This window comes from Companilactobacillus sp. HBUAS56275 (assembly GCF_036913655.1).
GTDB classification, from domain to species: Bacteria; Bacillota; Bacilli; order Lactobacillales; family Lactobacillaceae; genus Companilactobacillus; species Companilactobacillus pullicola.
Genome location: NZ_JAYKKK010000005.1, coordinates 183,152 through 196,858, shown reverse-complemented (window position 1 = coordinate 196,858; position 13,707 = coordinate 183,152). Strand labels below are relative to the sequence as shown.

Genomic DNA, 13,707 nt, shown 5'->3' with positions numbered 1-13,707 from the left:
ATCCCCATTTAGTGACTGGAACGCTAAGATGTTAGGTGTGTGGTGACGACTATCCATCTTAGATATGTTAGCCAATGTGCCAGCTGTCATCACTAGTTTTGATCCGTTTGTAGGGACAAAATAGCGACTATTGAAGTTTTGAAATCCAGTCCATTAATTGTGCTCGGCGTTCTGGCACAAAATCAGGAAGGGATAGGTGAAATGTTTTAATGTTTAGTGGCGTACACCAAGTCATCAGGTCCATCTCGATGTTAACCGATTGAAGAGCTTCCTTTAGAGAGCCTTGTTGGTAGGAATCGGCTAGGGACTGCTGTACCTCGCTGGGCAACTCCGAGGCTAAGTACCGATAGTTGGCTCCAGGATTATAGGTACCATGGTGCTGGCCACCAACGACCCAGGCTAGGTTTTTCAGTAACTCTGGACGAACGTGTTGATTGTTCATCTCGTTAGCAGCAATCAGGTTTTGACGGGCTAGGGCTTTAACAACATTGCCTAGGCACCAGTAAAACTCGTTAAGCGAGTCGGAGAATAGTTCGTCGAAAGGCATTGGTAATAAGTGGTCGCGGTCACTTGGGTGTTGGGGAGTCAAATCGTGGTTGCGGTCCCAAACCAAGATATTCAGTACGTCACATGTAAGATAGTCAGGAATATCCGTTTCTGGTGCAATTTTTAGGTCAATACGACGGTAACCGTCAAATTGGACCAAGTAGATATTCCAGATATGTCCGGTTCCCCAGAGATCATCATGATTATGCTGGACCATGACAGGGTGGCCGAATGACTGACACCAATCGTTGAAGTTAAACTGAGTAACGTCAGTCGTGAAGTAGGTGACATCGATGTCTTGCCAATCATCAGCAGGAATGTGTGGGTTGTTGAGGGAACCTTCGAATCCCATGGCTGTAATGAAAGTGTGGTTTTGGGCGTAAGTTTTGAGATGGATGAGGTCAGCTTTGATCATATTGAATTCCTCCTATTAGTTCTGTTTAAGAGTATAGGTAAGTAAAGTGTAGATTTAGTCATTTACTTATAATTTTAAATCTGGGGACTTAATAAAGATACGGTTCTAGATTAATTAAAACTATTACTGTAAATGTTAATCAAAAAAGCAGTATCCATTGAAGAATTACGATTTTTCTCTATTAGAGAAGGTGTAATTGAAATGGATGCTGCTTTTTAATATTTGATCTAATTATGGAATTAATAAGTATGCTAAAGCACCGATAGCTCCACCTGCTAATGGTCCAAGGATTGGAACCCAACTGTAACCCCAGTCGGAATCCCCCTTATTAGCGATAGGTAGAATTTGGTGTGCAATTCTTGGTCCTAAATCTCTGGCCGGATTGATGGCATAACCAGTTGTCCCACCAAGTGAGAATCCAATGGCAGTGATCAAAAGTCCGACAACGATTGGATTGAGTCCTTGTGTAAACTTACCTCTAGTAAAGGCGAGTAGGGCAAAGACTAAAACGAAGGTACCAATGAATTCACTGATAAAGTTCATTGGGTAATTTCTGATGGCTGGACCTGTGGCGAAAACGCCTAAAATAGCTTTAGAATCTTTAGTTTCTTGCCAATGTGGATAATAATTGATCCAGACAATTGCGGCACCGACGATGGCTCCTAAGATTTGAGCAATCATATAAGGGATAACGTAACCCCAATTGAAAACACCGGCAATCGCCATTCCTAAAGTTACAGCGGGATTTAAATGTGCTGGACTAAGGAAAGCAGAACAATAAATTCCCAAGGTTACAGCTAAACCCCAACCAATAGCGATGGCAACCCAACCGGAACCTTCAGCCTTTGACTTCTTCAAACTAACAGCTGCGACAACGCCGTCACCAAGGAGAACAAGAACTAAAGTACCGATAAATTCACCAAGTAATTGTAATGTTAAACTATCATGCATAAATTTGACCTCCCATTCATCATGACATCGTTTACATCTTTTGATTATACATAGATGAGGATAAGAAAGCTAAAAATAGTCATCGTTTTAACATTATTTCTTGTTATAGTTGTTAAGAAGAATAATTATTAAGCGAGGAATTTCAAATATGAAAATTTACACACGTACCGGAGATAAAGGTAAAACCAGAATTATCGGCAATGATGTTTTATACAAATCAGCTCAAAGAATCGAATCATATGGAACAATTGATGAACTGAATTCTCTAGTCGGGGTAGTGATTGCTAACTTATCCGAAAAGAATCTAGTTTTAAAGGATGAATTGCAAGAGATCCAGCAACTATTGTTTGATTGCGGAACAGATTTGGCAATTTCTGCCAGTGATGAGAAACACGAATTTATTTTTACAGAAGATAATAAGGCAGTTGACTGGTTAGAAAAGAAGATCGACGATTATACAGCCAAAGTTCCAGCCATCCAAAAATTCATTTTACCTGGTGGATCCAAAACAGCTTCTAACTTACATTTAGCAAGAACCGTGACGAGAAGAGCCGAACGTGAAATTGTGGCATTGTTACAAGAAGAACCTATCAATGATTATGTATTAAAGTTTATCAACCGTTTATCCGATTATTTCTTTGCTGCAGCAAGATACAGCAACGTTTTAGATGGAGTAGACGATATTCAATATCGTAATAGCAAACCGGTTTTTAGATAGAATAAAAATTGTACCCATTTACTTTTGTATCTGGGTATTTTTTTGTCAAAAAATTGTTATCCTAAGGGTAATAATTTTAAAAATAGAGGTTTGATAAAATGAGATCACAAAAAGAAAAAATGTTAGCCGGTGATTTGTATATTGCACATGACCCAGAACTTCGTAAGGACTTTTCCAAAGCCAAAAAACTTTTAAGAGAATTCAATCAAAGTACTGAAGAACAATTGCCTCGCAGAACTGAGATTTTACAAGATTTATTCAAAGAAGTAGGCGAGAAGCCATATATCACACCACCGTTTTACACAGACTATGGCTGCAACACGACGATTGGTAAGAATTTCTATGCTAATTACGATTTGATTCTTTTGGACATCGCACCCGTAAAGATCGGCGATAACGTTATGTTTGGACCTCGTGTGGGTGTCTATACGGCCGGTCATCCCATTGATCCTGTTATTAGAACAGAAGGATACGAATATGGCAAACCAATTGAAATTGGTGATAACGTCTGGGTTGGTGGTAATGTTGTCATCAATCCCAATGTCAAAATTGGTAATAATGTTGTTATTGGGTCAGGTTCAGTCGTAACAAAGGATATTCCGGATAATGTGGTAGCAGTTGGAAATCCTTGTCGAGTATTGAGAAAAATCAACGATGAGGATAAAAAGTATTGGGAATTAGAGAAACAACGATACTTTGAAAATTAGGACAAGCAAAAAGCTCAAAACCGTCAGCAAGCGATTTTGAGCTTTTTGTGTGAACTGAATCCGTAAGAAACAGTTTTTATTGTTAAGGGTTATACATTATCTATAGGGGGAAGGATAATCAAATGTTTTGTTATTTGATTATGTTTATACTTTACCGCCGACCTATGAATTAATTATTGAAAATATATGACGTTTATTTTATTTAAATGTGAAGAAAAAATGATTTTATACTTCAAAGAGCGATTCGAGATGTTCCAAAACGCCTTGATCATTGTTGTTAGTTGTCTGATAGGGAGCAGTTTCTAGAACGATAGGACTAGCATTTTCCATTGCTACACCATGTCCGACATAGCGCAACATTTCTAGGTCATTGCCACCATCACCGAAAGCACACATTTCTTCTGGTTTGATATTCAATTTTTTAGATAGATATTCCAAACCAGTAGCCTTATTAGCGTCAGATTGAATGATGTCGATATCGCCGTGACCACTAGAGACAACCGAAACATCTTTCCCAATATTATTAGCCAAGTGTTCCATATAGGCTTCAGTTTCATCTAAAGGACAGTTGACGGAGAATTTCAAGATTTCATCATCTACATCCTCAAGACTGTCAACTTGGGTAAGACGTGGAAAATAAAATTTACTAATCTTGTAGAATTCCGCGGTGGCACTCTTGAGAATGTAGGCAGACTTGCGACCACAGGCAATATATTGAATATGATCAGTATTTTCTAAAACGCTGAGAATCTTGTGAAATACTGTCGATGAGAAATGCCAAGTTTGGAAAATTTCATCGTGATCACCAACCAAAGCGCCATTTTCAGCTACAAATAACGTCTTAGGATAATCTTTGAAAAAATTTTTAAGTTGATAATATTGATTACCACTGGCCGAGACAAAGTAAATATTGTGCTCAGTCATATATTGATAAATTTTGTCGAATCTCTTGGAGTCAAAGTGTTTACTGTCATCCAAGAAGGTAGCGTCCATATCGGTTGCAACTAATTTAATGGTCATAATTAAATCCTTTCCAATTCAGCAAATTTTTTACGATATTGATAAGGGGTAATGTGTTTCCAATTCTTGAAGTTTCTGATAAATGATTTGGTGCTGTTAAAACCACTTTCAATGGCGATATAGTCAATATTTTGATTGGTATTGAGCAGTTTCTTCTGTGCGGCCAAAAGTCGGATTGTCGTGATATATTTATTGATCGGCATCTGGACCGTTTGGTGAAATTGTTGATTCAAAGTTGTTACGGAAGTATTCAACTCTTGTGCCAACACAGTGCCATTTAAATCTTCGGCGTAATTGTTGTTGATCAAGCTTAGTGCTTTATCGATCAAACTTTCATTGACGGAAATATTAGAAGTAACTTTGTGAGAAAAGTTATTGATGAGATTAGCCATCAGAATATAGATACGACCAGTTAAATCGAGATTGAATGTGTCATCCTTTGGTTCTTGCAACAATTGAATCATCATCCGCAATTGTTTTTCGAGGTCTTGGTATGCCAGCAGTTGTTTCAGACAGTTTGGCTTACCCTTGAGGTCAAATTGAATTTGGTCGATATCAGGATAAATCTTTTTGAGAAAGTCGTAGTCAATCAACAAGCAGAAGACGAAAACAGATTTTTTATTGATAAATTCAGTTTCGTGGATGTCTCGAGAGTTGATGACCCAGATGTCGCCTTGATGATATTCGGATTCTTGATTGTCATCTTTTACTAGAATGGTATTTTTGGAGACCATAAAGCCAAGTTCAACGTTTCGATGCCAATGTGGGGCAACACGTCTAGGTGAATTTTCATTGTGGAAGTAATATTTAAAAGGTACTTTTGGCGTCGGTTGAACAATTTCATGCGTAATTTGCATTAAAGGACATACTTCTTTAGAGCTTTAGCGATACCGTCATTGTCATTTGTGTCAGTAACGTAATTAGCGTGTTCTTTTGCAAGATCAGACCCATTTCCCATAGCAACCGCAGAGCCAACGAAATCAAACATTGGTAGGTCATTTTTTTCATCACCAAAAGCCATTACTTCATCTGGTTCCAAATTCAAAATTTCAGCTAGAGTAGTCAAACCTTTACCTTTATTGACATCGGGATGCATGATCTCAATGAAGTTAGCTCCAGCACGAACCACATAATATTCATCAGAAAATTCATCCTTGATAGCTTGTTCGTATTGATCCAACACATCTTTTTCGCCAACAACAGCAGCTTTAGCAATCTCAAAATCATCAGCTAATTCGTCTGGTTCACGGACAAAGATCCCAGCACCATTTTCCCAAGCCTGAATGACAGCAAAACGATTGATATTATGATTTGAAGTATAGACATTACTGTCATCATCAAGGACGTAATATTGCATTTTGTGTGCTTCAACAAATTTAACAATTCGTCTATAGTCAGGATTACCGATTGTTTTACGTGAGAGAACTTTGCCAGAAGCTGTTTCAACGAGGGCACCATTGTAGGTAATAACATATTGGTCATCGCCGTCAATACCAAGTTCGTCTAAATAGTGATCGACACCAGCTAATGGTCTACCAGAACAGAGGACGACTTTGATACCCTTATTTAGGGCTTCTGTTAAAGCCAATTTTGTAGACTCAGCAATTTTTTGTTGAGAAGTTAATAATGTATCATCAATATCTAAAGCAATTAGTTTTATACTCATGTTTTACCCCTTTTTAAACTTGGTTAATTAAGATAGGGATATTGTACCAAAAAAGTTAAGCGGTTTCAATTGATTACTGATTAAATATGCTTAAATTCCCGTCCTCTACAAAAATTGGGAATGCTGTTGGAACGCTATGGGCGCGATTCGGAGCTAATTATTTTACACTTCGTGCAAAATAATGGATCTCCGAAATCAGCCTCATTGTAATCGGCAAAGCCGATAACAATGATCTCATAGCTGAACGCATTCCCAATTTTTGCTCCAGACTAATGTACTGTTCAGTTGTTTATATATTTTTAAAATATTAGATAGTAAAACAGCATCTATTAAGAAATCTAAGTATATTTCTAGGGCGACAATATACTTTGAACGCGTAATAGGTGCTGCTTTATTTAAGGATTATTCAACTACAAAGAACTAGAAAGATTTTAAGTGTGGCAATTTTGATTAATATTTATAGAATCAGAAATACAGTCAGTAGGGGAAAATCTGTGGGCCCTAAGTGGCGAGATTCTACTCAGCTTGCGGAGCAAGGTTAGTAGAAGAACGGACTTGGAGATCCATGATTTTTCACAGAGTGAAAAACTATTATCAAGCCGTGTCCACCACGTTCCAGTGGCCCACAGATTTTTTACTACCGACGGCATACTTTCACTATCTTAGTTGATATTAATGACAATTAAGTAAAAGAAATCAATTACTGCTTAACTTTTTAAAGATATTATTTCGGCCGATTGTTGCCAAACCAAGTAGATAATCATTTCGAAAATTGCGATTGAAGTCTAGTTTATAATTTTGATGCAATGGTAAATGACGATGTAGTGTTTGAATGATTTGATTAACTTCTAAATCACTCAAATCTAGTTCATCAATATAAGCAATCAATAAATTAGGGTTGATCAAGCTAATAATATTACGTAAGTGATCGATGATTTGGTCTTTGTGTGATTCATTTTGATCAACCGTGCCGTATTGAACTTCGCCGGCCAAACCATCTGCACCGGTGATGAGTTGGTCGTTGATCACAATCCCTACTCCGGGGCCAAATAGTTTGGGGAAGTAAATTCCTGCAGCAATATTCTGACTTTCGTGTAACGATGAGGCAGCTCCAAAAATACAGGCATTGATGTCATTGACGATGATAGCTTCGACGTCGGTTGAAACTTCGATGGCTTTGGCAAGATTGATTCCTTGGAGTGATTTAACGTCGCTCAGCTGTAAATAACCGTTTAATTCGTCACCAGGAATACCGACAATTATTTTTTGCGGTTTGTTTTGGGCTGTCTGCTGTTTGATGAATTCTAGAAGTTGTTCGACTGAAGTTGTCTGCTCTTCGTAATCAGCCTGAAAAATAATTTTTCCTGATAAGTCTACCAAAAAGTAGTGTCCTTCAATACGGCCGTTGATTTCGTTTAATTGCAAGGCACCGAGGGTATAAGCTGAATAATTTATTTGATAAGTTTTAGCACGTCGACCTCGGGTATCGGTAAAATCGACGGTAAGAATATTTTTTTGTTCAAGTAATTCGATTAACTTATTGATGCTGACGACACTTAAACCAGTTAGGGTTGATAATTGTTTGGCAGAGAGGGCTTGATGGGTATCCAGTAAGTGTAGAATTGATTGTAAATTGTGTTCACGAGCTGAGATTTTGCTGTTAGATGTCACGTTAAATCCTCCTGGGACTGTAATTAGATTAATCAATATTAATAAAATTTATTGTTATAATTTAGTTTAAAATATGTTTAAACAGGATATATACTATTTGTAGGATAAATCTACAAATTGATTTAAATAAAAATAAAAGGTGGCTTTTATTATGCTGAATAGCGATTATAACGTTGAGTTAAGACGATTGAACCAGATTGAATCAGTCGATATTCCTCACCTAGAAAATGTCAAAATGATTGTTAAAGATAGAGTAGACGCTCATTCCTATGAACCAATGATTTGGGACCATTTGAAAACTTTGAGTGATGATCCGCAATTACCTGATGATTTAACAGCTTTACGTGCTGGCAATCAAAAAGCTGAGATAACTAATACTACTGATTCGACTGTAAGAGTGGATGTTGGAATTAGTGAAAGGTTAGAACGTAGAGTTCGTTATTTAAAGATATATCGCAATGATAGAAATTTGTCGACTAAAAATGCTCTGATTTATGCCCATGGTGGTGCTTATTATGGAGGAACTCCTGAAGATACGTTACCATTTTTACGCTTATTAGCTGCCAAATTCAATGGGGTTATTTACAGTGTGGATTATGGAATTGCCCCCGAAAATCCTTATCCATCCGCAATTGAAGACTGTCTAGCTGTCTTAGTAGACATTAAAGATAAACACGATCGGATTTCTTTATCAGGTGATTCGGCTGGAGCTGCGATTATTTTGGGTGTCAGTCAATTGAGCCATGATATGGGAATCAGCGATATTTATAAGCATATTTTATTCTATCCAACAGTGGTACATGGCTCTGATCACGAGGGTAGCCTCTGGAATGATCGTTTAATCCCAATTAATCCTGAACAACGTCGAGCATTACATAATAACTATACACAGTTTAAACGTTTAGATACTATTATGACGAAATATTATCTAGATGACGCGGATTATGATTTGTCAGCTCCAATTCTTTCTCCAATGTATGCCGATCCGTTGATTTTTAAGAAAGTTTTGGTAATGACGGGTGAGTTTGATCCATTCAGATTGCAAGACGAGGCCTTTGTCCAAAAAATTGGTATGGCAGGATGCGAAGCAGAATATATCCGTTATGGCGGTCTAGCTCATGCCTTTTTGAATTATGTTGGCAAAATCCCAGCTGTGGAAGATGCTTTGATTGAGTGTGCCGAGGCTTTAAATAGTTAAGGGAATCTCATGGCTGAGTCAATTTTCTTGTTGCTCCGGACTAAATCCAGCTTTGTTTATTAATCATTGTAAAATCTAAATACTAAAAAAAAACAGACTCTATTAAGAGATTCAAGCATATTTGCACGTCTTGAAATACTTAATGGGTCTGTTTTTAGTTTAGAATTTAAAAGTTTCTATTTTGATGCTTAATATAATTATAAAGTTTAGTAGAATGTGAACGTCATAACGCCCATGACGGCTATAAATAAACCGACGACACCGCTAGTCCAGAGTCCATACAGGATAAAGGGAGACGGATTGGTTAATTCACCGTTTTTTAGCTTCTTATAAGCTTTCCCAACGGAATAAAATACTTGAATTGAAAGAAGTATTAGAACAATACCTATGACAATAGACCAAGCACCCATGATAAGTTCCCTCCATGTTTAATAATTATATTTATAATTATTATATCACCGCTTTGTTAACGGTTACAAAAAATCCCGACCAAATTAATTGGTTGGGATTTTTCGTAATTTCTTATAAGGCTGTTTTATCAGTTTTATCATGCACTAAGACACTCTGTAAATTCTTCAGTTTCTTGATTTCTACATTCCAAGTACTTACTAAAACTAACACTGAGCCAATCCAAGCTAATGGGTTAGCCATAGCAGCACCGTAGAATCCAAAGAGACGGATCAAAACGACACCAGCGAAGACTCTCATTAATAGCTCGGCAATACCAGCAATGGTTGGGGCTTTCTGATTGCCCAGACCTTGCAGAGTATACCTGACAATAAAGAGAATTGAGAGAATAAAGTAAGTAGAACCGTTGAAGTAGTAGTAAATCTGAATCAAGTTCAGCACTTTTGTTTCACTGCCGTTCATAAATAGATGTGAGATTGATTGTCCAAAGAAGATTAAGAAGATACCAATGATCAAACTGGCAGTAACAGAAACGATAACGCCGTCTTTGACACCCTTAAGAATTCGGTCAAACTTCTCGGCTCCTATATTTTGAGCGGTATAGTTTACCAAAGCTAAACCAAAACTAAAGGCTGGTAATGTAGCAATCTGTTCAACTCTTCCGGCAACGGTGTAGGCAGCAACGGCATTGGCACCTAAAGTATTAAGCATGAATTGGAGAATGATTGAACCAATAGCGATAATTGAAGACTGGAAGCCCATTGGCAAACTAATTTTTAATAACTCTTTGATTTCATCCATATCAATCCTGAAATCAGAACGAGATAGGATTAGATATGGAATGTGCCTTCTAATGTAAAAATACAGAATCACGAAGGTAATTGTTTGAGCGACGACGGTAGCTAAACCTGCACCAGCCACGCCCATCTTTAAATAAAGAATGAAAACTAATTCTAGAAGAACGTTCAAAATTGTACTTACGATTAAAAAGAATAGGGGCACTCTAGAATCCCCGAGCGCTCGCATGGTGTTTCCCAAAAAGTCAAAACCTACAAAAGAAAAGATTCCTGCAAAAATTATCTCCAAGAAGATAAATGAATCATGCAACAGAACTTTAGGCGTCTGCATGGCGACAAGTAGTGGATAAGCTACTAACAAAGCAATCGCTGTGAAGACAACGATGATAAACAGCGAAATAATGATTCCGGAAGCAAAACTCTTTTTGACTCCATCCTCATCATCAGCTCCGTGTTTTCGTGCCGTTAAAATAGTTAAACCACTAGTCATCCCTTGTGCAAATCCGACGACAAGTCCTGTTAATCCCCCCGTTGCACCAACACTAGCTAAAGCGTTGACACTAATAGTTTTACCAACAATCAAAGTATCAATGAAACTATAGAATTGCTGGAAAAAGTTACCCAGAAGCAAGGGAATGGTGTACAGAAAAATTACTTTTATAGGTCTGCCATTAGTCAGATCTATCATATTTCTAACCCCCCATAAAGATTATGAATATTCTATCATTTTATTTTTTATTGGTAAGGGGGTAGCTCAGAAAGTTTAAGTTATTTTTGAGTAACTTGTCACATATGCAAATAAAACAAGCCACACCAACCGTAAGAGATTTATTACGATTAGTATGGCTTATTCGTTATATTTAATAAGTTAATTGGATCTCTTGGTTAGCTGTCAGTGGTAATTTTTTATCGAGAAATTTAATTTCAGTATCTTTATCAGTCGTAACGATAAAGGTATTTTCGGTTACTCGGAATTGGTAATTAACATCTCTGAAAGTCATATGGAAATCGACTTCGTCCCATTGTTCTGGCATGTGTGGATTAACTTCAAGCATCTTGCCCCGATAATCAACCCCGGCAAAGTAAGAAGTAACAACGGTTAATGTAGCGCCCATAACGCCTAGATGAATACCTTCAGCGGTAGTACCACCTTGGATATCGTAGTAATCGCTGGTTAAAGCCTCATAGAATAATTTCCAAGCTTTGCTATCCTCACCAATTTTGAGCATCAACATTGAGTAAACGATTCTCGATAACGTGGAACCATGAGTAGTTCTGGCAATGTAGTATTGAATATTGTCGTGAATAAATTTATTTGGATTAACGATAGGGTAGCCTAGATCCAACATGATCTTGAGAAAGGCATTTTCTCGGATATTAAACAGTGGCATCAAGGCGTCAGCTTGTTTGGCAACTTGATAATTATCAGGTGAATCGTCGTGAGCTTTCAAAATACGATCCATTCTGGCAATGTTGCCATATTGTTGGCGATACTGTTCAAAGTCAAGTTCCTTTAAGTCAAAGTAACCTTCAAATTGTCCAAGGATATCACCGCTGAAATCAAGTTTAAGATTGTGTCTGATATGATTAAGATCTTTGATATTTTGTTGGGTAAAGTTGGTTCTCTTGAGATTATCATCGATAACCTTAGCTGGTTCGTCTTCAATTAATTTGGAGAGTTTCTTGAAGAACCAGCTGACCATAATGTTGGTATAAGCATTGTTCTTTAGGCCTTCGTTATCAGTATCATCGGGATAATTCTCGTGGAATTCATCTGGACCCATAACGTCAGCAATAGTGTATTTACCGGATTCTGAATCAAGTTGAGATTTGCCAATCCAAAATTCAGCGATGTTAAAGAGCATCTCGAGACCATATTGACTCATGAAGGCTTCATCTTGGGTAACGTTATAGTAACTTAAAACGTTGTATGCAACCGCCAAGGAAACGTGACGTTGTTTTCTAGAATTGTCAGGGTCCCAAGTGTCAGTGATAGGGTTCAAGTGAACTTCTTGGGATTGTTCATCACCGTACATTCCGCTTTGCCAAGGGAACATAGCTCCATCATAACCGCTGACAGCAGCGTATTCTTTAGCAGCATTCAGTCGGTTATAACGATACATTATTAGATCTTTTACTAAATCTGGATAGTGGAGGAGATAGAAGTTCATGTCGAATAATTCATCCCAGAAAATATGTCCACGATAGCCTTCACCAGTTAGACCTCTGGAACCAACAGAAGCATCTAAATCCTTATTGGCATGTTCTTGAGCAGCAATCGTCATATGAAAACTATTTAGACGTAATAATTTTTGAGCTGTGATATCGCCAGAAACAACGATATTTTCTTTTTTCCAAACATCGTGCCAAGCATCTTTAGCAGCTTCTTGAGCTCCGGCAAAAGTAGGGATGAATTGATGAGTTAAGGCGGCGTCCATTATGTCAGTTGGCGTCTCTAATGATGTATAAATGCTGACACCTTTTTCTAGAGTATAAGTGTGGTTAGGTTTGACATTGAATTCGAGATATTGGCTAGCTACTTCGGATTTGTTCTCCATATAGTATTGAGCATTTTCAATATTAGGATAGGAAATATTAGTCTTAATAGCCAAGTTAATTTGTGATTGATTTGTGTGAGCCAACATTAACATTTCTTTGTCGGCATTTTCGATGTTGTCAACGGTTATGTGCTTGTTAGCCAAATTGCGATATCTTGCAACGTTACTGTTAACGACTGAAGCGTCAGTTTGAGTTAAGAAAGTTATTTTTCCGTAAAAATTAAGTGGCGTGACGGAATATTGTAAGTAGTAATCGTGATAATTTTTTAGATCAGCCAATTTTTTAGCAACTACTTTTAATGTTTTACCATCTTCCAATTCGACGATGTTAGAAATAGTTAAAATTCCGTGTTTCATATCCAAAGAGCGAACTGATTCTTTAATTAAATCATCTTTAATTCTGAGATAGTCGCCTTCATCTACTCTAAAGGAAATGTATTGAGAATTAGGTAAGTTGACTAGATCTTCATTAATAACTTCACGACCATTAATAGGGGTAGCCAATTGATTGAAAACACCAGCCACATAAGTAGCAGGATAGTTGTCATCACTAGCCTTAGCTTCTAAGTAAGTACCACGTAGGCCTAAGAATCCGTTACCGATAGTTTGCATGGATTCTTGACCATATTGACGTTTGTCATAATCAAAGTGATTGTAGTCGAGATGCCATCCAGAATAACTAGTAGCATTATGGACGGCCAAGTTCAAACCATTTTTGCGGATATCTTCTATATTAACTACCGGTACATGAAAAGCATTTTCCAAATCGTTTCGACAATCAATTATTTCTTCATTATAAGTAATCAAATTCTTGTTTAGTAAACTTTCATTTGTGTTTGTAAGTACCAAGGCGTCGATTTTATCTGGCACATATTTTGCAAATTCTTGAAAGTTTTCTTTCAAATCTTGTTCAGTATTAAATTCATAACTTTGTGCATCGGTTAAATCTTTATTGTTGGAATAAACAATTTCATCGTCTGTAAACATTAAGTATAAGGGCTTCATGACTATTTCCTCCATAAATAAAAATCTATTTATATTTGTTTAAACAC

The 13,707-nt window shown here is 37.2% G+C and carries 12 protein-coding genes; 3 read left to right on the top strand and 9 right to left on the bottom strand.

Annotated features, from left to right (window positions below; translation table 11 throughout):
* Nucleotides 1–127 precede the first annotated feature (127 nt).
* Nucleotides 128–961: an aminoglycoside 6-adenylyltransferase gene (locus tag U8526_RS10880; protein WP_334341986.1), complete on the bottom strand. Its 834-nt coding sequence runs from the start codon at nt 959–961 to the stop codon at nt 128–130.
* Between the two features lie 231 nt (nt 962–1,192).
* Nucleotides 1,193–1,912, bottom strand: a complete 720-nt coding sequence (locus U8526_RS10875; protein WP_334341985.1) for an MIP/aquaporin family protein — start codon at nt 1,910–1,912, stop codon at nt 1,193–1,195.
* Nucleotides 1,913–2,060: 148 nt separating this feature from the next.
* On the opposite strand from U8526_RS10875, the gene U8526_RS10870 reads away from it, so the two are divergent.
* Both U8526_RS10870 and U8526_RS10865 read left to right on the top strand, forming a co-directional pair.
* Nucleotides 2,061–2,630, top strand: coding sequence for a cob(I)yrinic acid a,c-diamide adenosyltransferase (locus tag U8526_RS10870; protein WP_334341984.1), 570 nt, complete (start codon nt 2,061–2,063; stop codon nt 2,628–2,630).
* A 98-nt stretch (nt 2,631–2,728) separates the two neighbouring features.
* Nucleotides 2,729–3,337, top strand: a complete 609-nt coding sequence (locus U8526_RS10865) for a sugar O-acetyltransferase (RefSeq protein ID WP_334341983.1) — start codon at nt 2,729–2,731, stop codon at nt 3,335–3,337.
* Nucleotides 3,338–3,562: 225 nt separating this feature from the next.
* Here the strand turns inward: U8526_RS10865 and U8526_RS10860 are convergent, their stop codons facing one another.
* The 4 genes from U8526_RS10860 to U8526_RS10845 all read right to left on the bottom strand — a co-directional run bounded on the left by U8526_RS10860 (nt 3,563) and on the right by U8526_RS10845 (nt 7,694).
* Entirely contained in the window at nt 3,563–4,357 is a 795-nt protein-coding gene (locus U8526_RS10860) for a Cof-type HAD-IIB family hydrolase (RefSeq protein ID WP_334341982.1), read from the bottom strand.
* A 2-nt stretch (nt 4,358–4,359) separates the two neighbouring features.
* Entirely contained in the window at nt 4,360–5,214 is an 855-nt protein-coding gene (locus U8526_RS10855; protein WP_334341981.1) for an AraC family transcriptional regulator, read from the bottom strand.
* A complete protein-coding gene (locus U8526_RS10850; RefSeq protein ID WP_334341980.1) occupies nt 5,214–6,023 on the bottom strand; it encodes a Cof-type HAD-IIB family hydrolase in 810 nt (269 codons plus the stop codon). The genes U8526_RS10855 and U8526_RS10850 overlap by 1 nt, the downstream gene beginning before the upstream one ends.
* A 696-nt stretch (nt 6,024–6,719) precedes the next feature.
* Nucleotides 6,720–7,694 carry an ROK family protein gene (locus tag U8526_RS10845; protein WP_334341979.1) on the bottom strand — a complete coding sequence of 325 codons (975 nt, stop codon included), beginning with the start codon at nt 7,692–7,694 and terminating at the stop codon, nt 6,720–6,722.
* A gap of 151 nt (nt 7,695–7,845) precedes the next feature.
* Between U8526_RS10845 and U8526_RS10840 the strand changes: the two genes are divergently transcribed.
* Entirely contained in the window at nt 7,846–8,892 is a 1,047-nt protein-coding gene (locus tag U8526_RS10840) for an alpha/beta hydrolase fold domain-containing protein (protein WP_334341978.1), read from the top strand.
* A gap of 206 nt (nt 8,893–9,098) precedes the next feature.
* On the opposite strand, the gene U8526_RS10835 is transcribed toward U8526_RS10840, so the two are convergent.
* The 3 genes from U8526_RS10835 to U8526_RS10825 form a co-directional block, all read right to left on the bottom strand.
* The gene (locus tag U8526_RS10835; protein WP_334341977.1) at nt 9,099–9,302 is read right to left on the bottom strand and encodes a hypothetical protein; all 204 of its coding nucleotides are present in this window, start codon (nt 9,300–9,302) and stop codon (nt 9,099–9,101) included.
* 112 nt (nt 9,303–9,414) lie between these two features.
* A complete protein-coding gene (locus tag U8526_RS10830) occupies nt 9,415–10,785 on the bottom strand; it encodes an MATE family efflux transporter (RefSeq protein WP_334341976.1) in 1,371 nt (456 codons plus the stop codon).
* Nucleotides 10,786–10,957: 172 nt separating this feature from the next.
* Nucleotides 10,958–13,660: a glycoside hydrolase family 65 protein gene (locus tag U8526_RS10825; RefSeq protein WP_334341975.1), complete on the bottom strand. Its 2,703-nt coding sequence runs from the start codon at nt 13,658–13,660 to the stop codon at nt 10,958–10,960.
* Nucleotides 13,661–13,707: the final 47 nt, after the last annotated feature.